Genomic DNA, 24,914 nt, shown 5'->3' with positions numbered 1-24,914 from the left:
CCGGGCTGGCCGGTGCCTGGCGTTCGGGGCTGAGAACGCTCTGGGGTCTCAGCATGTCTGCCGACGAAGACGTGGGAGACGGGCCCGCCCAAAGTCGAGCCCACCTCGAGTAGGTGTGCCCCAGACTCGTCGGAGGTCGCGCGCAGTCCGGCGCCGGGCTCGGCCGAGTAGACCGACGGGAAACGAGGTGGCTCTCGGAGGGGCGGGCGGTGTCACCGACCACCGCTCAGGCCCCCCCTGTCCACTTCGCGCCGAGGGGGCGGGGGGCGTTCGTGCAGCCCCAATTTTTTCTGCGGGCAAAATTTGGCGTTCCCGGAGTCGACAGCAGCGCGCGGACCCGCGGTGCGGCTCCTGCCGGTCCCACCATGACCAACGCGCTCGGTCCTCGAACTTGGGCCTCCGCGGCGGCAGGCCGGGCGGTGCTCTCCGTCCCGGCGTGTCGCTGACCATGTGCCGACGGGCCGCTGTGGCACGCGAGCCGCCCAATGTGTGAGCCCCGACCGTCGTGGAGCGCGAGCCACAGCGCCGTTCGGGCGGGACCGCTAGTTGTCGCGGGTGTTCTAGGTTCGGCCTCGCGTAAGCCGGCGGAGGGTCAGTGCGACGCCTGCCAGCAGGAGCGCTAGGGGGGTCCACCACCACCAAGACGTGGATTTCAGCTGATCCGGTTCGGGTGGTGCTTGGATGTCCTCCGTGCGCGCGGCGCCGCCGTCCTCGGGAGCCGCCGACCTTGTCGTGTCCGGCGCCGGCGGTGCTGGCGCGACCGCGAACCGGAGCTCGCCGGTGATGGGATGGCCGTCGGCGGACACGACACGGTAGCGCAGCGTCCACGGGATGGAGCGCTCGCCTGTCGGCGTTCGCACCTCGGCCGTATCGGCCACGACCACCGCCCCGGTCACCTCGAGCGACAGCGTTGTCGGGGCCCCCTCGCCGACGGAGACCGAGGCTCTCGCATAGTCGGCGAGCACCGGCTCGTTGAAGCGGAGCTCGATGGTGTCCGGCGCCGACCTCAGCTGCGCACCGGCGGTGGGTGAGCTCGACTCCAGCGCGCTGTGCGCGTCTGCGGGCGAAGCGGTCGCTGCCAGGAGGGCGACCGACGCGAGGCCTGCGACCATCGCGGTGAACCATTGGCTGGGGGTCCTCACGGGGTCGCTGCCTCACTCGCGACTTCCGCGTCCAGGGCCTCGTTGACCAGGTCTGCGAGGTCCTGCGCGGAGGCTGGTCCGACGTGCTGCCCCACGACCGCGCCTCCCGCCACCGCCACCGTGACCGGGAGACCTGGGACGCCGAGCTCCGCAAGGAGGTCGCCGCTCACGTCGCTCAGTTGGGGGAACGTGACCCCGAGCGAGCGGAGGAACTCGCCTGACCTCTCGGGCGCGTCCCGCGTCGCGACACCGACGAAGCGGACGCCGTCGTCCGCCGCCTCCCGGGCCGCTTGCTCGAGGCGCGGCATCTCCTCTCGACACGGCGTGCACCACGACGCCCACAAGTTCACCACGACGGGTCCACCCTCGACGGCGCCTAGAGCAGCCACCTCGACCTCCGCCTCTTCTGTCAGGCACGGCAGCCGGACCGTTGTCCACCCCTGCTCTACCGGTGTGGCGGGACGCGACAGCAGCGAACTGCACGGTTCGGCCCGTGGGACGTCCACGGGTCCCACGAACGTCGCGGCGTCCGACCGACTGCCCGGCCCCCCCAGCGGGCTCGACGTCGGCGCGCAGGCGACGACGAGGGCCGCGAGGTACAGCGGCAAAGAGATCAGCACCGCCTCCCGCCACGCCCGATTCGACTTCACGGTGACGCACCTCGGTCGGCCATCACGACGAAGGGGTCGACCGGCGCGCCACCGCGGGGTCGCACCTCCAGGTGGAGGTGGGGACCGGTGACGTTGCCCGTCGCGCCGACAGTGCCGATGACCTCGCCGGCAGCAACGTCTTCCCCAGGTGAGACGGAGGTCGACTCCTGGTGGCAGTACCAGAACTCGGTGCCGTCGGCGTCGACCACCACCGTCCGCTCGCCGTAGGCGCCGGCCCAACCGGCCTCGGCCACCGTGCCGCGAGCGACGGACAGGATCGGCGTCCCAGTCGGCGCAGCGAAGTCGAGACCGGTGTGGACCGATGACCACAGCGAGCTGCTCTGGCCGAACGTCGCCGTCAGCTCGTAGTCGGCGAGGGGGAGCCCCCACCGGTTGTCGCGCAGGAACGCCGTGTAGGCGGCAGCTCGCTCGTCGAGCGACACCAGCGCTCGCTCCCGGCGCGCCGCCAGGTCCGCCGCTGTCGGGCCGCGGTCACCGGAACGCGACACGTGTGGGCGGGCGCGCAGGTCAGCCCCGTCGGCGTCGTCTCGGCGTGGTGCGACGGCGGCACCCGGTGAGGACACCGGTTGCACTGAGGTCGGCGCTGCGTGCTGCAGTCCCGCTGCGCCGGTCAAGACAGAGGCGGTCGCGCTCGACACGAGGACGCCCACGGCCACGCCGGGGACGAGAGCAGAGCTCCAAGGCCGACGTGGGCGTGGTGCACGACGGCGACCAGGTGTGGCGGGCATGGTCCTCCGTGGCCGGGGCGGCGGTCGCCGGTCACGCTACTACGCGTCTTAGTAGAGTGCACGTCGTGTCCCCCCAGGTGCTGCTCCGCTCGGCGGGTGCTGTCGCGGCAGCGACGCTCCTCGCGGCTTCTGCTGAGCCGCTCGGCTGGTGGGCTGCGGCCCCGGCTGGCGCGGGTGTGCTGGCAGTGTGCGTCCACGGTGCCGGCGGGCGCCTCGGGTCACTCCTGGGGTTCGTGACCGGAACGGCTTGGAGTGTTCTCCTGGTTCCGTGGTTGGCAGCAGTAGGTCTGTCGGCCTGGGTGGTCACATCGGTGGCGGTCGGCGTGTTCGTGGGGCTGACCGGGGCGGCGATGAGCCTGGTTGCGCGGTGGCCCGGCTGGCCGGTCTGGGTCGCCGTGGTGTGGGTGCTCGGCGAGGAGGTGTGGTCGCGCGTGCCGCTGGGCGGCTTCCCGTGGCCCCGACTGGCGTGGTCGGCGGTGGACGCGCCGTGGGCCGGCTGGCTCGCGCTGGTCGGTGTGCCTGGCACCTCGATGGTGGTGTTCCTGTCCGGCTCATTCGCGGCCTGGGTGGCGACCATGACGGTGCGGCGGCTGCGGTGCCCGCTCCGGCGACCCAGGGCTCGGGCCGCTGGAGCGCTGGGCACCGCCGGGGTCTCGGCGACGCTGCTGTCCGCGCCATTGCTGTGGCCGCCGGCATCGCTCGGGTCAGGATGGGTCGCGGACGCCGAGACGTTCACCGTGGCGGTGGTGCAAGGCGGCGTGCCGGGGGACGGCACCCAGTTGGCGGCACACCACCGCGAGGTCACCGACAGGCTGGCCGAGGCCACGGTAGGGATCGGCCGGACAGGCGGGACGGTCAGGCCGGTTGCGGACGGGGGCGTGCCCATCGCGCCCGACCTGGTGCTCTGGCCTGAGAACTCGACGGCCGTCGATCCCGGCGCGGACGCGGACGTCCGTGCGGACCTCGTTCGTGCAAGCGCCGCCGTGGACGCCCCGGTTCTGGTCGGCACGATCGAGGACGGCCCCCGGACCGGGACGGCGGTGAACCTGACGCGTGTGTGGCGCGACGGGCACGATGTCGGTCGCGCCTACGTCAAGCGTCACCTGGTGCCCTTCGGGGAGTACGTGCCCTGGCGGGACCTGTTCAGGACTTTGGGGGTGGGCCGCGTCGACGAGGTGCCCCGGGACATGCTGCCCGGGGGAGACCAAGGCCCCTTCGGCGTGGCCGGTACGCACGTCGGCCTGCTGATCTGCTTCGACGTCGCCCACGACGACGCCGTTCGCGCAGCGATCGACGGCGGAGCCGAGCTGCTGGCCGTGCAGACCAGCAATGCGACGTTCACCGGCACCCGTCAGCTGAACCAGCAGCTGGTGATCACCAGGGCGCGGGCTCTCGAGACGGGTCGGGCCGTCGTGGTGGCTGCCACCACCGGCGTGTCGGCGGTGATCGCCCCGGACGGGTCGGTGGTGAGTCGATCGGAGGACTCGGGTCGGGCGGTGCTGGTGGAGGATGTGCCGTTGGTGCGGGACAAGACAGCGGCGGCTGCCGCGGGGCCACTGGTGGTCCCGTCCGCAGCGGCGCTCTTGAGCCTGAGCGCCCTTTGGCGGAGGGCCCGGGTTGCACGCCTCGGCCGCACGTCGCGCGTCCGCCGGCCTCGGGCGTCGAGGTGAGCGGCCGGCACCGGCGCGCACGCACGGTCCGCATGCCGGGTCGCCTCGCTGCGTGCTTCGTCGCCGGCGTCTCGGTGACACTGGCGTTGGCGGTTGGCCGAGGCGGGACTGCGAACGAGCTCCCCGAGCCCGGCGCCGGCGCCGCCGCGCCGGCGCGCGGGGTCACCAGCGCGTCCGCAAAGTCTCCGGTCGGTGCGGGGCCGAGACTCGATACCCCGCGGACGTCGTCGTGGACCCCGCCGCGTGGGAGAACCGTTGCGACGCGTGAGCGGCCCGGATCGCAGTCGGCCGAGGTGGGCGGCGGCATCGTCGCGGCAGTACCCGAGCGTGCCTCTGGGCGCTTCGTGGCTGCTGCAGCCCGCGGGGTCAGGCCGGTGGCGGGCGAGTCGTTCACCTACCGCGTCGAGGTCGAGCTCGGTCTCGGGGTCACCCCGGCCCAGCTCGCCCGCCAGGTCGACGCCATCCTCCTCGACCGTCGCGGATGGGGCGATACTCGCGACATCGCGATGCGGCGGACCGGCGGTCATGCCGACCTCCGCATCGTCCTGGCAAGCCCTGCGACGACCGACGAGCTGTGCCTGCCGCTCGACACCGGCGGACGGCTGAGCTGCCGCAACGGGGACACCGTGGCGCTCAATGCGTGGAGGTGGGCCAACGGCGCCCCCGCCTACACTGACCTGGGTCGCTACCGGACGTACCTGGTCAACCACGAGGTGGGCCACGCCCTCGGGGAGGGCCACGCCTCCTGCCCTGGCCCCGGTCGTCTCGCCCCGGTGATGCTGCAGCAGACCAAGGGGCTGCAGGGGTGCGCCGCGCACCCGTGGCCCGCGCGGGGCCCTGGCGGCTGACCACTTTGTCTACTAGTGGGCTTAGTACGTAGGCTGTGGTCGTCAGCGCGTCATCACACGCACAGCCGCGTCACCGCGGAGAGGAGCCGCTCGTGTCTTCGAGCTCGAAGAAGGCCCGCGGCGCGGGTTCGGTGAAGAGCAGCCGCGCCGGAGCGCTCACCTTCGTGGTGCCTGCCGCGCTCATCGCCATCGCCATCGTGGTCGCCACCGTGCTGGCAATCCGCCAGACGACCACTCAGCGCGAGGAGGCGGCCGGTGTGTTCGCCGGTGACGACCCGCAGGTCGAAGGGCTCACCTTCGTCGACGACCTGAGCCAGAACCACGTCGAGGGCGAGGTCGATTACGAACAGACTCCGGCCGTGGGCGGGGACCACAACGCGGTCTGGTTGAACTGCGGGGTCTACGAGGAGCCTGTTCCCGACGAGCTGGCGGTGCACTCCTTGGAGCACGGGGCGGTGTGGCTCGCGCACGCACCGGACGCCGACGCCGATGTGCGTGAGGCGCTCGGCGAGATCGCGGACGGCAACGGGTACGTGCTGGTGTCGCCGGTCGAGGGCCTCGACGCCCCGGTCGTCGCCTCGGCGTGGGGCGTCCAGCTCGAGCTGGACGATGCGGAGGACCCGAAGCTGGAGGGATTCGTCACCCAGTTCGCGCAGGGCCCCCAGACGCCGGAGCCGGGCGCCCCGTGCACCGGCGGCGTCGACCTGTGAGCGACAGGGGGGAGGCCGAGACCCCAGAGGTGCTGCCGAGCCGGGCCGCGGTGCTGACGGCCGTCGCGGTCGTCCTGGCCGGGGTGCTCGTGGCTGGTGGGGTCGCGCTGGGGGCCGTCGTCGGGCGTGGGGAGTCGTCGTCCACTAGTGCGGCGGCCCTCGACCAGGGGTTCCTCCGCGACATGCAGGCTCACCACGCCCAAGCCGTCGAGATGTCCGTGCTCGTCCGCGAGTCGACGGACCGCGCCGACGTTCGTCAGCTCGCGCTCGACGTGATGCTGACGCAGCAGCAGCAGATCGGGCAGATGTACGGCTGGCTCGCGTCGCGGGGACTCCCGCAGTCCACCGCCGCAGCACCGATGTCCTGGATGAGGGACATGGAGGAGATGGGCGCGCTCGGCGGCCACGCCGGCCATCCCGCAGCGAGGGGCGGCGACACAGGCGGTTCCGCCGCGACTTCGATGCCGGGCATGGCCACCGACGCCGAGCTGGAGGCCCTCGAGCGCGCCACGGGTGATCGCGCGGCGCAGATGTACCTGTCGTTGATGATCCCCCACCACCTGGGCGGCATCGCCATGGCGGAGGCTGCCGCCGAGCGCGCGGAGGACCCGTTCGTCCGTCTGCTGGCCGGCCGCATGGTCCAGGCGCAGAAGTCGGAGGTAGCCGCCCTCCGCGCGCTGCTCGACTCCTATGAGCGTCCCCGTGACGCCTCCGGCGCCGGACGCGGCGAGTGACATGTCGCTGGGTCGACGCAGGTTCCTGGGTGGGGCCCTCGCAGTGACCGGGGCCGGGGCGGTCGCTGGCTGCGGGAGCGACTCGTCCACCGGAGCCACCCGTGCGGGCGATGGGGTCGTGGAACAGTACGACGTCGCCGACCGCCGGCCCGTGCCGGAGATCAGCGGCACCCTCCTGGACGGGCGGGAGTTCATCTCGAGCGCCCTCGCCGGCCAGGTCGTCGTCTACAACGTGTGGGGGTCGTGGTGCGCGCCGTGCCGGACCGAGGCGCCCGTGCTGCGGCGCGTGCACCGCGAGACGCAGGCGTGGGGCGCCGCCTTCGTCGGGATCAACGTCCGGGACAACGACGAGGCGGCACGAGCCTTCGAGCGACGCTTTCGCATCGGCTACCCGAGCATCGATACCGCGACGGCGCCTGATGCGCTCCGTGCCTTCGGCGCTGCTCTACCTCCGAGCGCGGTTCCGTCGACGCTCGTGGTCGACCGATCCGGTCGGCTCGCGGCCCGTGTGATCGGTCCGGTCGGCTACGGCACCCTGTCCGCACTCGTCGGCGACGCGTTGGGCGGTCGTGCGGGGACCACGAGGTGAGCGCTGGAACGGTCCCGGCGAGCGGGACGGACGAGGGCGAGGGCGCTGCGCCGCCGGCGGTCGCCCAGGACGCGCCGGCGTCCCGGCTCAGCGGCGTCGCCACGGGTTCCGGGGTCGGCACATGGCTGCGCTGGTCGTGGCGCCGGCTCACCTCGATGCGCACAGCCGTCGTCCTGCTCGCGCTGCTCGCGCTGGCCGCTGTCCCCGGATCGGTGTTCCCGCAGCGCAACGTCGCGACCGACCCGGGAGCGGTCGTCCGGTTCTACGGGGACAACCCTGACCTTGCGCCGTGGTTGGACCGCCTCGGCTTCTTCGACGTCTATGCCTCGGCCTGGTTCGCCGCCGTCTACCTCCTGCTGCTGGTCTCGATGACCGGGTGCGTCCTGCCCCGGTGCGCGGTGTTGTGGCGGTCGGCCCGCGGCGCGCCACCGGAGCCGCCGCGCTCGCTCGACCGCTTCGAGCACTGGGCGGTCAGCGAGCCGCTCGACGAGGCGCTGGCGACCCACGCGCTGGCGTCGCTCGCCGACGAGCTGTCACGCAGGCGCTTCCGTGTCCGTCGCGGGAACGGGTGGCTCTCGGCGGAGCGCGGTTACGTGCGGGAGGTGGGTAACTTGGCCTTCCACTTCTCGCTGCTCGTGCTCCTGGTGGGGGTCGCGGGTGGGCGCCTCTTCGGGTACGAGGCTCGCGCTGCCGTCGTCGAGGGGGAGTCGTTCACCAACGTTGCCTCGCAGTACGACGCCTTCACCCCCTCGGTGTGGACCGACGTCGACGACCTGGAGCCGTTCAGCTTCCACCTGTCCTCCTTCGACGCCACCTTCGAGACCGCGGCGGGCCGGCGGGGCGAGCCGAGGTCCTTCGACGCTGCCCTCGAAGTGACGACGCCCGGTTCGACGTTCGAGCAGGTCGTGCGCCCCAATCAGCCGCTCGAGGTGGGAGGCACCAAGGCGTTCCTCACCGGACACGGGTACGCCCCGGTGGTGACGGTCCGCGACGGCACCGGCGAGACGGTGTTCTCGGGACCAGTCGTCTTCCTGCCCGCCGACAGCAACGTCACCTCCGACGGCGTGATCAAGGCACCTGACGCGGAGCCCACCCAGCTCGCTTTCGAGGGTCTGTTCCTGCCAACCGCCGCGGCTGATGAGAACGGTCCGTACTCAGCGTTCCCCGACCTGCTGAACCCCCGGCTCGTGCTCACGGCGTGGACCGGCGACCTCGGACTCGACGACGGCCGCCCCCAGTCGGTCTTCGAGCTCGACACCGATGGGTTGCAGCCGGTGCTGGAGACGTCGGGGGAGCGTCCGCTGCGGGAGGTCCTCGCGCTGGGGGACACGCTCGAGCTCCCCGGCGGGCGGGGCAGCATCCGCTTCGACGACGTGCGCCGCTTCGCGAACTTCCAGTTCGCACGCGACCCCGGCAAGGAGGTGTCGCTGGTCGCAGCCCTGCTGCTGCTGGCCGGGTTGACCACCTCCCTCGTCGTGCGCCGGCGTCGCCTGTACGCCCGCGCGGTCGTCGAAGGAGACGGCCAGCTGCGGCTGCAGCTCGCCAGTCATCCCCTCACCCGCCGTGGAACCCCGGCGACCGAGCTGCACGACCTCGCCCACCACCTTCCCAGGAGGTCCGCTTCGTGACGATCGACCCAGACGGCCTCGCCCGGCTCTCCGACGGCTTGGTCTACTCGACGATCGCGGTGCTCGCGCTCGCGCTGCTCGCCCACGCCGCTACCACGGCGGTCCGCTCCGCCGGCCGGAGTTCGCGCACCCGCGCGGCGGCGTCGACCGGTCCCGCGCTGCAGGACCCGTCTCACGCTGCCCAGGCTCGCACCGCGCTGCTCGACTCATCACCCGCGCGCACGGCGCCACACGGCGAACTGCTGCCGGCGGTCGCGACGTCGCTGACGGTCCTCGCGTTCGTGCTGAACGCGGGCGCCGTGATCGCGCGCGGAGCGGCGGCGCAGCGAGCTCCCTGGGGCAACATGTACGAGTTCGTCGTCGTCGGTGCACTGGCGGTGCTCGGGGCCTACCTGGTGGTGTTGCGCGCTCGTCCGGTGATTGCGGCCGGCGCGTGGGTCGTCACGCTCGCCACCCTGGCTCTCGGATTGGCTGTGACGGTCCTCTACACGCCGGTCGACGAGCTGGTGCCGGTGCTCGACTCCTACTGGCTCATCGTCCACGTCGCAGCCGCGATCGTGTGCGGCGGCGTCTTCACGATCGGAGCCGTCACCGCGTTGCTCTACCTGCTGCGCAGCCGATGGGAGCGCAGAGGGCTCGACGCGGGCCCGGGCGGCTACGTCGGCTCGCTCCCGCGGGCCGCGGTGCTCGACAAGGTCACCCACGGTGTGCACGTGTTCGCGTTCCCCCTGTGGACCTTCGCCGTGATCGCAGGGGCGATCTGGGCGGAGAACGCCTGGGGTCGCTACTGGGGCTGGGACCCCAAGGAGACCTGGGCCTTCATCACGTGGGTCTGCTACGCGGCGTACCTCCACGCCCAGAGCACCGCTGGCTGGCGCGGCCCCCGTGCGACCTGGTTCGCGATGGCGGGGTACGGCGCCTTCCTGTTCAACTTCTTCGGGGTCAACCTGTGGATCTCAGGTCTACATTCCTACGCGGGCGTGTGAGTGGGCACGACGATGCCCTGCGCAGACACCGCACCCGACCCGGGCCGAGCGGCGCCAGAGGCTGCCGAGATCGACCCTCAGCGTCTAGGTCGGAGGTGCTTCCGTTGAGCACCGTGCGAGACGGCGTGACGGCCGAGGAGCATCGGTCGAGATCGATCCCCGGCCCGCTTCGCCCGGGCCGCGGCCCGACGCTCCTGACAGTCGGTTCGATCAGCGCCCTCAGCGCCCTCAGCGCCCTCAGCGCGGTGGTCCTGCTGCGCCTCACGGGTGGGCTCGAACCGCCGGCTGTCGGGGGGCTGCCCGACCCGGGTGTGATCACTCGGTGGGGCCTGCCGGCGGCGGCCGCCGCCCGCGACCTGGCCTTTGCCGCCGTGACCGGGCTGCTGCTGGTCGTCGTCGCCCTCCTCGAGCCGCTCGACCGCCGGGGTGACCTCTCCGCTACGCAGGCCCACCTGCTCACCCGGGTCGGGTGGGCGTCCCTGCTATGGGCGGGATGTGGGTTCGCTGAGTTCGCCCTGACCTACTCCGACCTCTCCGCTGAGCCGGTCCAATCCGTCGGACCGATGACGCTGCTGCAGTTCGCGACCTCGGTGGAGGCGGGTCGGGCCCTGGCGTTCGCGGCGACAGCAGCGCTCGTCGTCGCCCTGACCGCCACGTACGTCCGGCGCATGAGCGGCGCGGCGTTCCTGTTGGGTATCGTGACGTCCGCGGGGTGGGCCTTGGCCACCACGGGCCACGCGGCAGGCGACGCCGACCACGACGTCGCGGTCACGACGCAGTTCCTGCACGTCGGCTCGGCTGCGGTGTGGGTCGGAGGGCTGTTGACCCTGGTCGTGCTCCGGCGCCGGCGCGCGCTGGCCCTCGTCACCGTGCAGCGGTGGTCTCGGGTCGCCGGATGGGCGTGGGCTCTGGTCGCCTTGACCGGCTCCGTCGCGGTCTGGCTCCGGCTCGACGGGATCGGCGACCTCCTGAGCCCGTACGGCGGACTCGTCGGCCTCAAGACGACCGGGTTGCTGCTGCTGGGGTTCGCCGGCTACCTGCACCGCAGACACGTGCTGACACGGTGGGGTAGCGGCGGTTCGTGGTTCGCCCGCTTGGTGACGGTCGAACTGGTCTTGATGGCGGCGACCTTCGGCGCTGCGGTCGCGCTGTCGCGCAGCGAGCCACCGGCGACCGAGCTCGTCCCGCTCGACAGCGCGACGGCGCTGCTGGGTTATCCGATGCCGCCGCCGCTCGACGCTGCGCAGTGGTTCACCCAGTGGAGGCTCGACCCCCTGTGGGGCACCGCCGCCCTGGTCCTGCTGGTTACCTACCACCGCGGCGCCAGACGTCTCCGGCAGCGCGGGGACCGGTGGTCCCGCGGTCGGACGGCGGCCTGGACAGTCGGGTGCTTCGGGCTGTTCTGGGCCACCAGCGGAGCACCCGGGGTCTACGGCGAAGTGCTCTTCAGCATGCACATGGTGCAGCACATGACCATCGCGACAGCCGTGCCGGCGTTCCTGGTGCTGGGCGCGCCCGTGACATTGGCGCTGCGCGCGCTGCAGCGCCGCACCGACGCCTCCTGGGGCCCGCGGGAGTGGCTGATTTATGTGGTGCACTCGTGGCCGGCGTACCTGCTCGGCAACCCCGTTGTGGCAGCGTCGGTGTTCATCACCGGGCTGGTCGGCTTCTACTACAGCCCCCTGTTCGAGCTCTCCTTGGAGACGCACACCGGCCACGTGGTGATGACGGCCCACTTCCTCGTCGCGGGCTACCTCTTCGCCAACGCGGTCTGCGGAGTCGACCCCGGTCCGCCGCGACCGCCCTACCCCTTGCGGGTCCTGCTGCTCATGACCACCTTCGGCTTCCACGCGTTCTTCTCGATATCGCTGATGGCCAGCTCCGAGGTCCTGGCGGAATCTTGGTTCGCGCAGCTCGGACGCGAGTGGGGTCCCGATCTGCTCCGTGACCAGTACGTCGGGGCGTCGCTGGGGTGGGGCCTCGGCGACTACCCGCTGGCGGTCTTGGTCGCGGCTCTGCTGTGGAGCTGGGTGAGAGCCGACGCTCGCGAGAGGCGGCGCCGTGACCGGAAGGTCGACCGGGAGGGAGACCGAGAACTAGATCGCTACAACGACCGACTGGCCGCGTTGGCGGGACGCGGTGTGCGGCGGGAGGACGGCGCCGCTGGCGGTAGCGGCACCGCACCGACTCAGCCGAGCGGGACGGGGCAGTAGTCCAGCACAGCGGCCTCGACCGCAGGTGCGGCTGCTAGGGCCAGTGGCGCCAGCAACAGCACGAGTGCGACGGCCCCGAGCGCGCAACGTTGCCAGCAGCGGCCGCGTCGGGCAGCATCGGTCATCCGCTCGACGCGTGCCGCCGCGTCACCGCCGGTCGACCTGAGCGTGACCGGGGTCGCTTCGGTGCCCGGTCGCAGTGCGCCCGCGAGGCGTGCAAGCGCGGTCGCCAGCGCCCGGCGGCCGTGAGCCTGGGCAGCGCGGTCGTCAGCGTGCATCTCCAACAGACGAGGCACTTCCCGAGCGGCTGCCGCGAGGAGGGGAACGCCCGGCAGGGCGCGGTGCAGGATGCGGGCCACCGTGATCGCGATGTCGTGGCGCCCGTCGACGTGGGCCCGCTCGTGAGCGAGGACGGCCCGCAGCTCACCGTCGTGCAGGTCGGCCACGGCTCCGGTGGTCACGACGATCATCGGCACGCGGCCAGGCAGGACGTAGGCGGCCGGCCGCGGCTCCTCCAGCAGCCAGACGTCGGCGCGCTCGTCGTGGTCGGCCACCAGCGTCACGGCCGATCGCTGCCGTGCCCGTGCTCGTCTGAGCATCCTGACCTCCGCACACGCCCGCACGCCGATGCTCGACACCACCGTCCCGACGACGAGGAGTCCGACGCCCCCCGCGGCGGCCCCACCCGGCGTCGCGTAGTGGTCGCGGACCAGTGCGGCGCAGGCACCGACGAATCCGGCCAGTCCGTCGACACCCCAAGGGACGCTCGGCACTGCGAGGGCGAGGCCGGCAAGCAGGACGGAGGTGACGAAGCACCAGCTCAGCGCTTGCCAGATGACGATTGCGTGCTTGGGCAGCCGCGCTGGCCAGTGCGCCCGATCCAGACGCGCACCGAGCATGCCCGTGGCGGCAGCCAACGACGCGAGGAGCAGTGCCGCGGTCACGCCTGGTCCTCGGAGAGGCTGTCCAGGGCGGCGCGGAGGCGCGCCGCCTCACCTGGTTGCATCTGGCCGACGAAGTGCAGCAATGTCGCCCCCGGATCACCGCTGCCCACCAAGAGCTCCTCCATGAGGCTGGCGGTGTGAGCCTCGCGGGTCTGCTTGGGCCGGTACACGTAGGCCCTGCCGCGCCGCTCGCGCTCGAGGTAGTCCTTGCGGTGCAGGTTGTCGAGCACCGTCATGACCGTCGTGTAGGCCCGGGCCTCACCCTCGGGGAAGCGTGCGAGGACCTCGCGGACGCTGTGACCCCCTGGCTGGCTCCACAACACGTCCATGATGAGTGCCTCGAGGTCGCCGAACTGTCGCACCACGTGATCGTACTCCTGATCCCCCCGCCCGCCACTCAAGTCCTAAGGCGCATAGTAGGGTTGAGAAGTTCCCGCCCAGCACAGCCGCGGTGGATCGGAGGGCGAGGGTGATGCAGGAAGTCGTGCTGTCGGGGCCACTGCTGATCGCGGCCGCGATCGCTTTGGCGGCCGGCGTGGTCTCCTTCCTCTCGCCGTGCTGTCTGCCCCTGGTACCGGGCTACCTGTCCTACGTCTCCGGCGTCGCCGGCACGGTGGACCACGACGTCGAGCGCCGCACCCGCCGCGCGACCGTCGGTGCCACGCTCTTCGTGCTGGGCTTCGCGGCGGTGTTCACGTCCTACGGGGCGCTCTTCGGGATGGCGGGCACCTGGCTGGCACAGCACCAGGCGCGGCTGACCCAGCTCTTGGGTGTCCTGACGATCGCTCTCGGTCTGGTGTTCGTCGGCGTCCTCAACCGGCTGCCCCTCTCCCGCACGATTCGTCCCACGTGGTCGCCTCGGATCGGGCTTGCCGGGGCACCTGCGCTCGGCGTGACGTTCGGGTTGGGGTGGACGCCGTGCATCGGTCCCACCTTGGCTGCTGTCCTCACCTTGTCGACGACCTCGGCCGATGCCGGTCGAGGGGCAATCCTGGCCTTCGTCTACAGCCTCGGGCTCGGCCTGCCGTTCGTCGTCGCTGGTCTGTCCGTCGACCGGGCCATGCGGTCGTTCAGGTGGGCTCGACGCCGTGCCCGCCTCATCACGCGTGCAGGGGGGACGATGCTGATCCTCCTCGGCTTGCTGCAGCTCACCGGATGGTGGACCGACCTCATGGCGCGCAGCCAGGTGTGGGTCTCGTCCTGGCAGGCGCCTCTGTGAGCACCTCGCCTCGTCGCTCGAACCCCGCGACCCCCGGGCCGGGAGGCTCGGGCGAGGGCGGGTGGCAGGGGAGTAACAGACGGACTGCCCAGCTCCGGCCGCGTAGTCGTTGGCGCTCAGCTGTGCGCTGGGGTGCACCCGCTCAGTGCGAGGTCAGGGTCCGGTCGGCGGCGGCACACCGACGGTGGCCCGAGGTCGCGCGGAGCGCGTGCGGGCGTAGAGCGATCGGAGGCTGAGCCAGCGCGGCGATGTCGCGGCGTACGCGTGCCACTCGACGCCGAAGTTCGCTGCCATGGCCTCCTCCTCTGCCCGGACCTGTGCCGCGCCCACCACCACGACGAAACCGGCCGCCGGGAGCGCTGAGGCGACAGATCGCCGCGCCACCGTGTGCGCGACGAGGGCGCCGGCCATCGCGACGTACATGGGGTTCCGTGTCAGTCGGTAAGGGCCTTCGCTGACCAGACGGCTGGCGCGCCGGGGAGCCAGGGATCAACGGTCGTGTCGTGGCGACGGAAGGTCGCCACCGACCAGGCGACGAGGCCCAGGCTTGCCGATGACACCGCGCCACCGATGCCGAGCGACCGACGGGTCGGTCGACGATCGCCGGCGAGCAACGCTTGGGCCGCCAGCCCGACTAGGAGCCAGCCCACAGGGGGCACGCGGCGGAGCTCACCAACCGAGTTCATGGCACTGGGCTCCCGCGACTACTTCCACCTGGAGGGTGGCGTGCTCGATCCGGTGTCGGGAGGACAGCAGGGCCTGTGCCTCGGTCAGCACGGACTGTGCGCACTCGGCGTCCTGGACCACGAGATGGGCCGTTGCCACGTTCATCCCGGAGGTGAGCGTCCACACGTGCAGGTCGTGGACGCCGCCGACACCGGCGACGGCGTCGAGGTCGGCGACCACCTGCGCGAGCTCCACCTCGCGCGGGACGTGTTGCCCGAGGACGGCGAGCACCTGTCGACCTAACACGACCGCGCGCACCGCGACGAAGACACCGATGGCGAACGCCACCGCCGTGTCCCACCAGGTCTGACCGGTCCACAGGACGAGCAGTCCGGCGGCGATGACCCCGACACTGCCGGCGGCGTCGGCAACCACCTCGAAGTAGGCGCCCTTGACGTTGATGGACTCCGTTGCGCCCCGTCGGAGCAGCACCATGGAGACGACGTTGATCACGAGGCCGATCAGGCCGACCACGAGCATCGCGCCTGTCTGGACCTCGGTCTGCTGGCCGAGGCGACCGACCGCCTCGACCACCACGTACACGGCGACGCCCACCATGATCAGCACGGTCAGGCCCGAGGCGAAGACCTCGGCTCGGTAAGAGCCGTACGTGCGCCGGCCGGTCTTGTCTGGTCGGACCGCGATCCTGGTGGCCACCAAGGCTGTCCCGAGGGCCACCACGTCGGCCAGCATGTGGCCAGCGTCCGAGATCAGCGCCAGGGAATCCGACAGCAGGCCGGCCACGAGCTCGACGACGAAGAACGTGGCGACGAGGGTGAACGTGATGGCCAGTCGCCTGCGGTGGCGCCCGCCTGCATGGCCTCGGGGCACGCCGTGACCGTGTCCGTGGCCGGTGCCCATCAGTGGGACTCCTGGCCGGGAGCGGCAGGGGTCCCGCGCTGGCAGCAGCCATCGGCGCACGGGTCTCGCTCGACGACGCCACCGGAGGCCGGCGAGCAGCACCCGTCGCCACGCCATGCCTCACGGCCCTCCTTGACCGCCACCGCGGCGATGATCAGACCGGCGATCGGGTCGGCCCAGCTCCAGCCCAGGGTGGCGTTGAGCAGCAGACCCGCCAGCAACACTGCGGACAAGTAGGTGCACAGCAGCGTCTGGGTGGAGTCCGCGACGACCGCGTTGGAGCCGAGCTCGCGACCGGTGCGTCGCTGGGCCCAGGACAGGAAGGGCATCACCACGAGCGAGAGCGACGCCAGGACGATGCCGACCGGCGAGGAGTCCGGGTCGGCGCCCGTGACGAGCGCGCGCACGGACTCGAAGCCGACGTACAGCGCTAGCGCGAAGAACGAGACCGCCATCAACCGCAGGGCGGTCTGCTCGCGCGACTCCGGTAGGGGGTGGCGGAACTGCCACAGGATGATCAGGCCGCTGCTGACCTCGACGACCGAGTCCAACCCGAAGCCGATCAGCGCGATCGACCCGGCGACCACGCCAGCAGTGATGGCGATGACGGCCTCGACCACGTTCCACGTGACCGAGGCACCCGCGAGCAGCTGCGCCCGGCGACCGAGCTGGCGTCGCCTGCCCGCATCCAGATTGCCGGTCGGCGTCCCGAGATCGGCGCTCACTTCTCGGCTCCCACCCCGTGGACGCGGCACAACGTGACTGCGTCGCCGGTCGCGGCCAGCAGCTCCTCCGCGGCCGCGAGCACCTTGAGCACGGCACCGCGGTGCGTCAGCGAGAACACCGACGAGCGCCCGACAGGCCGCGAGTCCACCAGGCCGCAGTCCCGCAGGCAGGCCAGGTGCTTCGAGACGGTCGACTGCGCCAACCCGAGGTGCTTGGTCAGCTCGCTCACGGTGTGCTCACCCAGCAGCAGGTGCTGCAAGATCGCGACCCGGGACGGATCGCCCATGCCCCGGAACAGGCAGGCCGCTGCTCGCGCTGCTGCGGTCTCGTCGAGGCCCCCTGAGGTTGCCCTCGTCATCTCTTCCATCGCCATAGCGCGATGATAGCGCTGAACACGGCGAGGGAGTCAACCTGTGTCGGCACCGTTCGTCGCGTGGCTTCCGGGACGCCCGGGCCGACAGGTCAATCCCGCTCAGGCCGTGCCGGGGAACCGCACCCCGGTGTTGGCGTGGCACCGATAGCCATTTACGTGCTTTGCGAGGTACTGCTGGTGGGCGTCCTCGGCGTAGTAGTACGGCGTCTCGCTGGCGGGTCGGATCTCGGTGGTGACCTCGCCGAGCCGGCGGCGGCGCAGCTCCGCGGCGTACACGTCGGTGAGCTCGCGGGCGACGCGCTCCTGCTCGGGGGTGGTCCAGTAGATCGCGGAGCGGTACTGCGTGCCGACGTCGTTGCCCTGGCGCATGCCCTGCGTCGGGTCGTGGACCTCGAAGAACACCTTGACCAGGTCGGCGTAGGAGACCACGGCCGGGTCGAAGACCACCCGGACCGCCTCGGTGTGGCCGGTGCGGCCGCTGCAGACCTCCTCGTAGGAGGGGTGCGGCGTGTGGCCGCCGGCGTAGCCCACGGAGGTCGACCAGACACCGGGCTTCTGCCAGTAGACCTCCTCGGCACCCCAGAAGCAGCCGAGCCCGAAGAGCGCGACCTCGAGGCCGTCGGGGACCTCGTCGGTGACCACCGGCGCGTCGAGCACGCGGTGGCGCTCGGCCAGGGCGAACCAGCGGTCCTCGCGGCCGGGGAGCGCCTCCTCGGGGGCGGGCAGGGTGGTCTTGTGGCGGTTGAACACAGGGTGGCTCCTCACCGGGGTACGGGCGTCCCCAGTCTGCTCAACGCACCAAGGCGCCGCGGCCTTCCCGCTGGCCGCGACGGGCCCGCGCGGGTCTACGCTCGCCACGTGACCGCCCACAGCGCTGACCACACGAGCAAGGCCGGTTTCGAGACGCGTGCGATCCACGCGGGCTACGAGCCGGACCCGACCACCGGGGCCGTGATCGCCCCGATCTACGCCACGTCGACCTACAAGCAGGACGGCGTCGGCGGACTGCGCGGCGGCTACGAGTACTCCCGCTCCGCCAACCCCACGCGCACCGCCCTCGAGGGCGCGCTCGCCGCGCTCGAGGAGGGCGAGCGCGCCTTCGCCTTCGCCTCCGGCCTCGCCGCCGAGGACGCGCTCGTGCGCGCGCTGTGCCGCCCCGGGGAGCACGCGGTCATCCCCGACGACGCGTACGGCGGGACCTTCCGGCTCTTCGACAAGGTCGAGCAGGTCTGGGGCCTGGCGCACAGCCCGGCAGCGGTCTCCGACGTCGACGCGGTGCGCGCCGCGATCCGCCCCGGCGAGACCCGGCTCGTGTGGGTCGAGACGCCGACCAACCCGCTGCTCAACGTCGGCGACGTCGAGGCACTCGCCGCGGTGGCCCACGACGCCGGCGCGCTCCTGGTCGTCGACAACACCTTCGCCTCGCCCTACCTCCAGCAGCCGCTCACCCTCGGCGCCGATGTCGTGGTCCACTCGACGACGAAGTACGTCGGGGGGCACAGCGACGTCGTCGGCGGGGCGCTGGTCGTGCGCGACCTCGAGGTCGCCGAGCGCCTCGCGTTCCACCAGAACGCGATGGGCGCCGTGCCGGGACCCTTCGACTCCTTCCTCACCCACCGCGGGCTCAAGACGCTGGCCGTGCGCATGGAGCGCCACTGCGACAACGCCGAGCGCATCGTGGACTTCCTCGCCGCCGACGACCGGGTCAGCCAGGTCGTCTACCCCGGCCTCGAGGACCACCCCGGCCACGCGGTCGCGGCGAAGCAGATGAAGCGCTTCGGCGGCATGGTCTCCTTCCGCGTCGCCGGCGGCGAGCAGCAGGCGCTCGCGGTCTGCGAGCGGGCGCAGGTCTTCACCCTGGCCGAGTCGCTCGGCGGCATCGAGTCGCTCATCGAGCACCCGGGCCGCATGACCCACGCCAGCGTGGCCGGCACCGACCTCGAGGTGCCCGCCGACCTGGTCCGCCTCAGCGTCGGCATCGAGACCGTCGACGACCTGCTCGCGGACCTCGACCGTGCCCTCGGCTGACGACCGACCCCCGGCCCGGCTCGAGGGGCTCGTCGTCTGCGCCGACGTCGGCTCCACCTTCACCAAGGCCCTGCTCGTCGACCTCGACGCGCCGGGCGGCGCCACCGTCGTCGCGAGCGCCGAGCACCGCACGACGGTGTCGACCGACGTCCTCGACGGGTACGCCGCCTGCGTGGCGTCGCTCGCCGAGGCCGATGCCCGGGCCACCACCGCCCCCGCCCTCGCTTGCTCGTCGGCCGGCGGCGGGCTGCGCATCGCCGTCGTCGGCGGCGAGCAGCTGGTCACCGCCGAGGCCGGGCGGCGGGTCGCGCTGAGCAGCGGGGGAGCGGTCGTGTGCGTGGTCGCGGCCGGGGCGCCCGCGGGCCTCGCCGCGCTGCCCGCCGAGCTGGCGGCCGCCCGGGCCGACGTGGTGCTGCTGACCGGCGGCACCGACGGCGGCAACCGGGCGGTCCTCGTCGAGGCGGCGACGGCGCTCGTGGCCGCCGGCTGGACCGGCCCGGTGGTGGTGGCCGGCAACGCGGAGGCGGTGCCCGAGGTGCAGGGCGTGCTCGAGGCCGGCGGGGTACCTCACGTCGTGGCCCCCAACGTCGTCCCCCGCATCGGCCGGCTCGCGCCCGAGGGCGCCCGCGCCGCCGTGCGCGAGGTCTTCCTGCGTCACGTCATCGGCGGCAAGGGCCTCTCGCGCTCGCCCGCCTTCGCCGCCATGGTCCGCGGCGCCACGCCGGACCTCGTGCTGGGGGGCGTCGAGCTGCTGGCCCGAGGGGCCGGCCCGGACAGGCCGGGCGTCGGCGACGTGGTCGTCGTCGACGTCGGCGGGGCCACCACCGACGTCCACTCGGTGGTCGAGCCGGACCCCGACACCGCCTTCTCCGGCGTCGACGGGCTCTCCCGCGACGTCGCCGGCACGACCGCCGTCGCTCGCACGGTCGAGGGCGACCTCGGCATGCGCTGGTCGGCGCCCACCACGGTCGCGGCGGTCGCGGGCGGTCCGCACGCCGTCGACCGCCTCGCCGACGCCGCGCAGGTCCGGCAGGACGACCCCGGCTTCCTGCCGACCACCCCGGCCGACGCCGACGACGAGGAGGCGCTGGCCCGCGCGGCCGTCGGCGAGGCGCTGCGCCGCCACGCCGGCCGGGCCCGGGTGGTGGTGGGCCCCGGTGGCCGGGTCGTCGAGCGCTCGGGCACCGACCTGCGCGAGGTGCGCCTCGTGGTCGCCTCCGGAGGTGCCCTGCGCCACGGCCGTCCCGGCGTCGCCGGCCGCGTCCTCGCCGGCTCGGTCGGGCCCGACGCGGGTGGTGGCGCCGGCTGGCAGCTGCCGCGCGAGGCGCGCGTGGTCGTGGACGAGGTCTCGCTGCTCGCCGCGGCCGGGCTGCTGCGCGACCTCCGTCCGGACGCGGCGTACGCCCTGGTGTCGCGGCTCGCCGCCGTCGCGGTGGCCTCGTGACCCCGCCCGAGCCCCGACGCGAGCGGGAGGAGGAGCGGCTCTCCGAGCGCATCACCCAGCAGCTCGCTGCCCAGTGGGCGGTCCTGCGGGCCGAGCGGCGCGCCGAGCGCGAGGCCGAGCGGGCCGCCGACCTGCGCGCCCTCGCGGTGCGCGGCGGGCGCTCCAACTTCGACCGTGCGCAGGTGCCGTGGGCCGTCGACCTGGTCGCGGCCTGGGCCTGGCGGGCGCTGGTGATCGGCGCCGCCCTGCTGGCGCTGCTGTGGCTGCTCGCCTACTTCGCGGTGGTCACCCTGCCGGTCGCGATCGCCCTGCTGCTCGCCGCGCTGGCGAGCCCCCTCGCGGAGCGGCTGCGCCTCGTCGGGGTGCCGCGCGGCCTCGCCGCCGGCCTGGTGGTCGCGCTCGGGATCGCCGTCGTCGCCGCCATGCTGACCTTCGTGGGCCAGCAGGTCGCCCAGGGGTTCACCGACCTGGCCAACCAGGTCGTCGCCGGGCTCGAGCAGGTGCGCACCTGGCTGAAGACCGGCCCGCTCGACGCCAGCGACTCCCAGATCAACGGCTACCTCGAGCAGGTGCAGCGCTCCATCACGGCCTCGGTCGACGACGGCAGCGCGATGTCGTCGGTCACCCAGCTCGGCAGCGCGCTGGGCCACGTCGTCGCCGGCTTGTTCATCGTGCTCTTCTCCGTCTTCTTCTTCCTCGCCGACGGCGCGCGCATCTGGGCCTGGTGCGTGCGCCTCGCGCCCCGTGCGGCCCGGGAGCGGCTCGACAGCTCGGGCCAGGTGGCGTGGATCTCGCTGACCCAGTTCGTGCGGGCCACCGTGCTGGTGGCGCTGGTCGACGCCGTGGGCGTGGTGGTGGTCGCGGCCCTGCTCGGGGTGCCCCTCGTGCTCGCCCTGGGCGTGCTGGTCTTCCTCGGCGCGTTCGTCCCCCTCATCGGCGCGACCCTCGCCGGCGGCGTCGCTGTGCTGGTGGCCCTGGTCGACCAGGGCCCGGTGACCGCGCTGCTCATGCTCGGCGGCGTGGTGCTGGTCCAGCAGCTCGAGAGCCACGTCCTGCAGCCCTTCCTCATGGGCCGCTTCGTCTCGGTGCACCCGCTCGGGGTGATCATCGCGATCGCCTGCGGCATCCTCGTGGCCGGCGTCGCGGGGGCGCTGGTCGCCGTGCCGCTCGTCGCGGCCGGCAACGCCGTGGCCCAGCACCTCGCCGCCCACACGGCGGTGGGCGACGACGCCGAGGACAGTCTGCGCAACGACCTGCCCGGCCCACCCGCCGCGGAGCGGCCCGGCCCCCCGCCCGAGCCCGAGGACGTCGAGGCCGCCCGCGCCGCCGGGCTGCCCGAGCCCCTGGTCGACCCCCGCGAGGAGGAGCAGCAGTGAGCGCCCAGCCCGACCCCGTCGCCGTGCCCGAGGTGTCGCTCGACGACGTGCTCGCCGCGCGCGAGGAGCTCGCGGGCGTCGCCATCGCGACGCCGATGGAGGAGTCGCGCTGGCTCTCCGCGCTCGCGGGCGGCCCCGTGCGCCTCAAGTGCGAGAACCTCCAGCGCACCGGCAGCTTCAAGATCCGCGGCGCCTACCTGCGGATGTCGCGGCTCAGCGACGAGGAGAAGGCACGCGGCGTGGTCGCCGCGTCGGCCGGCAACCACGCCCAGGGCGTGGCGCTGGCCGCGCAGCTGCTCGGCCTGCGGGCGACCGTCTTCATGCCGGAGGGCGCCCCGATCCCGAAGGAGCGGGCGACCCGCGGCTACGGCGCGGAGGTCGTCTTCCACGGCCGCTGGATCGACGAGGCGCTCGAGGCCGCGCGTGACTTCTCCGAGCGCACGGGCGCCGTGCTCATCCACCCTTTCGACCACGCCGACGTCGTCGCCGGGCAGGGCACCGCCGGGCTCGAGGTGCTGGAGCAGGCTCCCGACGTGCAGACCGTGCTGGTGCCGACCGGTGGTGGCGGGCTCGTCGCTGGCATGGCGGTGGCGATCAAGGCGCTGCGCCCCGACGTGCACGTCGTGGGGGTCCAGGCCGAGGGGGCCGCCGCCTGGCCCGCCTCGCTGGCCGGTGGGGCGCCGCAGGCGCTCACCAGCATGAAGACCATGGCCGACGGCATCGCCGTCGGCCGGCCCGGCGACGTGCCCTTCCGTGCCGCGCTGCGCTGCGTGGACGAGGTCGTCACCGTCTCGGAGGAGTCGCTCTCGCGGGCGCTGCTGTCGCTGGTCGAGCGCGCCAAGATGGTCGTCGAGCCGGCGGGCGCGGCCGCGGTCGCCGCGCTCCTCGACGAGCCGCACCGCTGGGGCACCCCGGCGGTGGCGGTGCTCTCGGGCGGCAACGTCGACCCGCTGCTGCTCGGCAAGGTGATCCGCCACGGCATGGCCGCCGACGGTCGCTACCTCTTCCTGCGGGTGCGCATCCCCGACCTGCCGGGCGGGCTCGCCGGCCTGCTCGGCACGCTGGCCGAGTCGGGCGCCAACGTCATGGACGTCGCCCACGAGCGGATCTCGCCGGTGCTGCACCTCGACGAGGTCGAGGTGCGCATCCAGCTCGAGACGCGCGGCTCCGCCCACGCCGAGGCGGTGACCACCCGGCTCCGCGAGCGCGGCTACCGGGTGGTCGAGTGAGCCGTCAGCCGGTGCAGGGGCTGCCGCGACGTCAGCCGGTGTAGGGCACCGCGTCCAGCACGACGACCTCGAGGGTCTTGCCGTTGGGCGCCTCGTAGGACACGGTGTCGCCCTTGGTCGCGCCGTTGATGGCCTGGCCCATGGGCGACTGCGGCGAGTAGACCTTGAGGTCGCCGCCGTCCTCGATCTCGCGGGCGCCGAGGAGGAAGGTCTCGGCCTCGTCGTCGTCGTCGTCGCCGACGAACTTGTAGGTGACGACCATGCCGGGCTCCACGACGCCGTCGTTGGCGGGGGTCTCGCCGACCTCGGCGCGCCGGAGCATGTCCTCGAGCTGCAGGATGCGGCCCTCGAGGCGGCCCTGCTCCTCGCGGGCGGCGTGGTAGCCGCCGTTCTCCTTGAGGTCGCCCTCGTCGCGCGCGGCCGCGATGCGCTCGATGACCTCCTGGCGCTTCGGGCCCTTGAGGTCCTCGAGCTCGGCCTGCAGCTTGTCGTGGGCCTCCTGGGTCAGCCAGACGGTCTGCTGCTCGCTGTGCTGGGTCATCTCCTGCTCCTGACGTGCGGGTGCCGCTCGCGGCCCGGGGGCGCGCGGCGGCAGTCGTGGTGCGCGTGGACGATCGGGGGTGCGCACGGTGGCGCGGCCGCTCCGTCGCGGAGCGGAATGGTCGAGTCTAGCGACCGGTCAACGCGCGCGCTGCTGGTCGGGCGTCGTGCAGCCCACCACGTCGACCGAGGTGGCCTCGCGCTCGGTGCGCACCTCGAGGGTCTGCCGGCCGCTGCCGGCGGGGGAGAAGGCGAGCTCCCCGACCGTCGCCTTGTCCCAGGCGAGGGCCCGCAGGGTGCAGGTCACGTCGGCGGGGTCGACCCCGTCGGCGATCGCCACGTCGACCGTGCCCGTCGCGCGGTGCGGCGGGTCGATCTCGTAGCCCACCATCTCCGAGGTGACGTCGGGCGTCGCGTGGTCCCACGCGGTCCAGGCCAGCCAGCCGCCGAAGACCAGGGCGGACGCGGCGGCCGTCACGACGACCGGGAGGCGGGAGCGGCGGGCGGGTGCGCCGTACCGCTCGGCGAGGAGCGCGTCGCGCTCGGAGACCGATCCCTGCATGCCCCCAGTCTCCCACCCGCTCCTAGACTCCCCGGCATGCCAGTCCCCACCGGCCCGACCGGGGCGAGCGGAGCCGCCCCTCGCGCGGGCTACCGCCTCATGCACGTGCACGCCCACCCCGACGACGAGTCGAGCAAGGGCGCCGCCTCGACCGCGAAGTACGTCGCCGAGGGCGTCGACGTGCACGTCGTCACCTGCACCGGCGGCGAGCGCGGCTCGGTGCTCAACCCCAAGATGGACCGGCCCGACGTGCTGGCCAACATCACCGAGATCCGCCGCCAGGAGATGGAGCGGGCCCGCGACATCCTCGGCATCCGGCAGGACTGGCTCGGCTTCGTCGACTCCGGGTGGCCCGAGGGCGACCCCAAGCCGCCGCTGCCGGAGGGCTGCTTCGCGCTCGTGCCGCTCGAGGAGGCCACCGAGCGGCTGGTGCGCCTGATCCGCGACTTCCGCCCCCACGTCGTCACGACGTACGACGAGCGCGGCGGCTACCCCCACCCCGACCACGTGCGGTGCCACGAGGTGTCGGTCGCGGCGTTCGAGGCCGCCGGCGACCCCGAGCGCTTCCCCGACGCGGGGGAGCCCTGGCAGCCGCTCAAGCTCTACTACCACCACTCGTTCAACCGCCCGCGGATGGAGGCGATCCACGAGGCGATGCTGGCGCACGGGCTGGAGTCGCCCTGGGCGGAGCGGCTGGCGAACTGGGAGCGGGAGCCCGAGTGGGACGCCCGCATCACCACCCGCGTCCCGTGCGGCGACTACTTCGGCGTGCGCGACCAGGCGCTGCTCGCCCACGCGACGCAGATCGACCCCGACGGCTTCTGGTTCGCCGTGCCGCGCGAGCTGCAGGTCGAGGTGTGGCCCACCGAGGACTTCGAGCTCGTCGTGAGCCACGTCGACGCCCCGACGCCCGAGGACGACCTCTTCGCCGGGATCCCGCAGCCCTGACCTCACCGGCGGGGTGGGA

26 protein-coding genes are annotated in these 24,914 nt (G+C 72.9%); 14 read left to right on the top strand and 12 right to left on the bottom strand.

Features of this window, described 5'->3' with window-relative positions:
* Nucleotides 1-560: 560 nt before the first annotated feature.
* From BJ989_RS15675 to BJ989_RS17905, 3 genes are read right to left on the bottom strand one after another with little or no spacing between them, the layout of a single operon-like run.
* Nucleotides 561-1,142, bottom strand: coding sequence for a copper resistance protein CopC (locus tag BJ989_RS15675; protein ID WP_179519000.1), 582 nt, complete (start codon nt 1,140-1,142; stop codon nt 561-563).
* Nucleotides 1,139-1,792 (bottom strand): redoxin domain-containing protein, encoded by a 654-nt coding sequence (locus tag BJ989_RS18420; protein ID WP_179518999.1) that lies wholly within the window; start codon nt 1,790-1,792, stop codon nt 1,139-1,141. Before BJ989_RS18420 ends, BJ989_RS15675 begins: the two co-directional genes overlap by 4 nt.
* Nucleotides 1,789-2,235 carry a peptidoglycan DD-metalloendopeptidase family protein gene (locus BJ989_RS17905; protein ID WP_218848848.1) on the bottom strand — a complete coding sequence of 149 codons (447 nt, stop codon included), beginning with the start codon at nt 2,233-2,235 and terminating at the stop codon, nt 1,789-1,791. Before BJ989_RS17905 ends, BJ989_RS18420 begins: the two co-directional genes overlap by 4 nt.
* Before the next feature lie 371 nt (nt 2,236-2,606).
* Between BJ989_RS17905 and lnt the strand changes: the two genes are divergently transcribed.
* The 8 genes from lnt (at nt 2,607) to BJ989_RS15625 (ending at nt 11,919) form a co-directional block, all read left to right on the top strand.
* Nucleotides 2,607-4,211: an apolipoprotein N-acyltransferase gene (gene lnt, locus BJ989_RS15660; protein ID WP_179518997.1), complete on the top strand. Its 1,605-nt coding sequence runs from the start codon at nt 2,607-2,609 to the stop codon at nt 4,209-4,211.
* Nucleotides 4,212-4,243: 32 nt separating this feature from the next.
* Nucleotides 4,244-5,059, top strand: a complete 816-nt coding sequence (locus tag BJ989_RS15655; RefSeq protein ID WP_179519698.1) for a DUF3152 domain-containing protein — start codon at nt 4,244-4,246, stop codon at nt 5,057-5,059.
* Nucleotides 5,060-5,151: 92 nt separating this feature from the next.
* Nucleotides 5,152-5,769 carry a DUF3105 domain-containing protein gene (locus BJ989_RS15650; protein ID WP_218848847.1) on the top strand — a complete coding sequence of 206 codons (618 nt, stop codon included), beginning with the start codon at nt 5,152-5,154 and terminating at the stop codon, nt 5,767-5,769.
* A gap of 50 nt (nt 5,770-5,819) precedes the next feature.
* Nucleotides 5,820-6,503 carry a DUF305 domain-containing protein gene (locus tag BJ989_RS15645; RefSeq protein WP_179518996.1) on the top strand — a complete coding sequence of 228 codons (684 nt, stop codon included), beginning with the start codon at nt 5,820-5,822 and terminating at the stop codon, nt 6,501-6,503.
* 151 nt (nt 6,504-6,654) lie between these two features.
* Nucleotides 6,655-7,092, top strand: a complete 438-nt coding sequence (locus BJ989_RS15640; protein ID WP_218848846.1) for a redoxin domain-containing protein — start codon at nt 6,655-6,657, stop codon at nt 7,090-7,092.
* Complete coding sequence (gene resB, locus BJ989_RS15635) at nt 7,089-8,720, top strand: cytochrome c biogenesis protein ResB (RefSeq protein ID WP_343049424.1); 1,632 nt, start codon at nt 7,089-7,091, stop codon at nt 8,718-8,720. Before BJ989_RS15640 ends, resB begins: the two co-directional genes overlap by 4 nt.
* Nucleotides 8,721-8,779: 59 nt before the next feature.
* Nucleotides 8,780-9,706 carry a c-type cytochrome biogenesis protein CcsB gene (ccsB, locus tag BJ989_RS15630; protein WP_343049423.1) on the top strand — a complete coding sequence of 309 codons (927 nt, stop codon included), beginning with the start codon at nt 8,780-8,782 and terminating at the stop codon, nt 9,704-9,706.
* Between the two features lie 113 nt (nt 9,707-9,819).
* The gene (locus tag BJ989_RS15625; RefSeq protein WP_343049513.1) at nt 9,820-11,919 is read left to right on the top strand and encodes a bifunctional copper resistance protein CopD/cytochrome c oxidase assembly protein; all 2,100 of its coding nucleotides are present in this window, start codon (nt 9,820-9,822) and stop codon (nt 11,917-11,919) included.
* Here the strand turns inward: BJ989_RS15625 and BJ989_RS18920 are convergent.
* Together BJ989_RS18920 and BJ989_RS15615 are read right to left on the bottom strand one after the other, a co-directional pair.
* Nucleotides 11,895-12,863, bottom strand: coding sequence for a M48 family metalloprotease (locus BJ989_RS18920; RefSeq protein WP_179518993.1), 969 nt, complete (start codon nt 12,861-12,863; stop codon nt 11,895-11,897). The genes BJ989_RS15625 and BJ989_RS18920 overlap by 25 nt on opposite strands.
* Nucleotides 12,860-13,225: a BlaI/MecI/CopY family transcriptional regulator gene (locus BJ989_RS15615; RefSeq protein WP_179518992.1), complete on the bottom strand. Its 366-nt coding sequence runs from the start codon at nt 13,223-13,225 to the stop codon at nt 12,860-12,862. Before BJ989_RS15615 ends, BJ989_RS18920 begins: the two co-directional genes overlap by 4 nt.
* Before the next feature lie 110 nt (nt 13,226-13,335).
* Here BJ989_RS15615 and BJ989_RS15610 point away from each other — a divergent pair, with 110 nt between their 5' ends.
* A complete protein-coding gene (locus BJ989_RS15610) occupies nt 13,336-14,082 on the top strand; it encodes a cytochrome c biogenesis CcdA family protein (RefSeq protein ID WP_179519694.1) in 747 nt (248 codons plus the stop codon).
* 153 nt (nt 14,083-14,235) lie between these two features.
* Here BJ989_RS15610 and BJ989_RS19035 read toward each other — a convergent pair whose 3' ends face one another.
* The 5 genes from BJ989_RS19035 to msrA all read right to left on the bottom strand — a co-directional run bounded on the left by BJ989_RS19035 (nt 14,236) and on the right by msrA (nt 17,518).
* The gene (locus BJ989_RS19035) at nt 14,236-14,544 is read right to left on the bottom strand and encodes a methyltransferase family protein (RefSeq protein WP_425490018.1); all 309 of its coding nucleotides are present in this window, start codon (nt 14,542-14,544) and stop codon (nt 14,236-14,238) included.
* 207 nt (nt 14,545-14,751) lie between these two features.
* Entirely contained in the window at nt 14,752-15,669 is a 918-nt protein-coding gene (locus BJ989_RS15600; RefSeq protein WP_179518991.1) for a cation diffusion facilitator family transporter, read from the bottom strand.
* Nucleotides 15,669-16,394 carry a cation efflux transmembrane domain-containing protein gene (locus BJ989_RS15595; protein WP_179518990.1) on the bottom strand — a complete coding sequence of 242 codons (726 nt, stop codon included), beginning with the start codon at nt 16,392-16,394 and terminating at the stop codon, nt 15,669-15,671. Before BJ989_RS15595 ends, BJ989_RS15600 begins: the two co-directional genes overlap by 1 nt.
* Nucleotides 16,391-16,753 carry an ArsR/SmtB family transcription factor gene (locus BJ989_RS15590; protein WP_246283454.1) on the bottom strand — a complete coding sequence of 121 codons (363 nt, stop codon included), beginning with the start codon at nt 16,751-16,753 and terminating at the stop codon, nt 16,391-16,393. The genes BJ989_RS15595 and BJ989_RS15590 overlap by 4 nt, the downstream gene beginning before the upstream one ends.
* Before the next feature lie 114 nt (nt 16,754-16,867).
* On the bottom strand, nt 16,868-17,518 hold the full coding sequence (gene msrA, locus BJ989_RS15585; protein ID WP_179518988.1) for a peptide-methionine (S)-S-oxide reductase MsrA: 651 nt from the start codon (nt 17,516-17,518) through the stop codon (nt 16,868-16,870).
* A 108-nt stretch (nt 17,519-17,626) separates the two neighbouring features.
* Between msrA and BJ989_RS15580 the strand changes: the two genes are divergently transcribed.
* The 4 genes from BJ989_RS15580 to ilvA are packed head-to-tail and all read left to right on the top strand — an operon-like array spanning nt 17,627 to nt 22,845.
* Nucleotides 17,627-18,796: a cystathionine gamma-synthase gene (locus BJ989_RS15580; RefSeq protein ID WP_179518987.1), complete on the top strand. Its 1,170-nt coding sequence runs from the start codon at nt 17,627-17,629 to the stop codon at nt 18,794-18,796.
* Nucleotides 18,783-20,240: a glutamate mutase L gene (locus tag BJ989_RS15575; RefSeq protein ID WP_179518986.1), complete on the top strand. Its 1,458-nt coding sequence runs from the start codon at nt 18,783-18,785 to the stop codon at nt 20,238-20,240. The genes BJ989_RS15580 and BJ989_RS15575 overlap by 14 nt, the downstream gene beginning before the upstream one ends.
* Nucleotides 20,237-21,616, top strand: coding sequence for an AI-2E family transporter (locus tag BJ989_RS17895; protein ID WP_179518985.1), 1,380 nt, complete (start codon nt 20,237-20,239; stop codon nt 21,614-21,616). Before BJ989_RS15575 ends, BJ989_RS17895 begins: the two co-directional genes overlap by 4 nt.
* Entirely contained in the window at nt 21,613-22,845 is a 1,233-nt protein-coding gene (gene ilvA / locus BJ989_RS15565; RefSeq protein WP_179518984.1) for a threonine ammonia-lyase, read from the top strand. The genes BJ989_RS17895 and ilvA overlap by 4 nt, the downstream gene beginning before the upstream one ends.
* A gap of 31 nt (nt 22,846-22,876) precedes the next feature.
* On the opposite strand, the gene greA is transcribed toward ilvA, so the two are convergent.
* Nucleotides 22,877-23,386, bottom strand: a complete 510-nt coding sequence (gene greA, locus BJ989_RS15560; protein WP_179518983.1) for a transcription elongation factor GreA — start codon at nt 23,384-23,386, stop codon at nt 22,877-22,879.
* A 138-nt stretch (nt 23,387-23,524) separates the two neighbouring features.
* Nucleotides 23,525-23,947 carry a DUF4307 domain-containing protein gene (locus tag BJ989_RS15555; protein WP_179518982.1) on the bottom strand — a complete coding sequence of 141 codons (423 nt, stop codon included), beginning with the start codon at nt 23,945-23,947 and terminating at the stop codon, nt 23,525-23,527.
* 36 nt (nt 23,948-23,983) lie between these two features.
* Here BJ989_RS15555 and mca point away from each other — a divergent pair, with 36 nt between their 5' ends.
* A complete protein-coding gene (gene mca / locus BJ989_RS15550; protein ID WP_179518981.1) occupies nt 23,984-24,895 on the top strand; it encodes a mycothiol conjugate amidase Mca in 912 nt (303 codons plus the stop codon).
* Nucleotides 24,896-24,914 lie beyond the last annotated feature (19 nt).

The organism is Nocardioides perillae, assembly GCF_013409425.1.
In the GTDB taxonomy this organism is placed as follows: Bacteria; Actinomycetota; Actinomycetes; order Propionibacteriales; family Nocardioidaceae; genus Nocardioides; species Nocardioides perillae.
The sequence above is the reverse complement of the archived record's forward strand: the minus strand, read 5'-3'. Positions and strand labels throughout refer to the sequence as shown.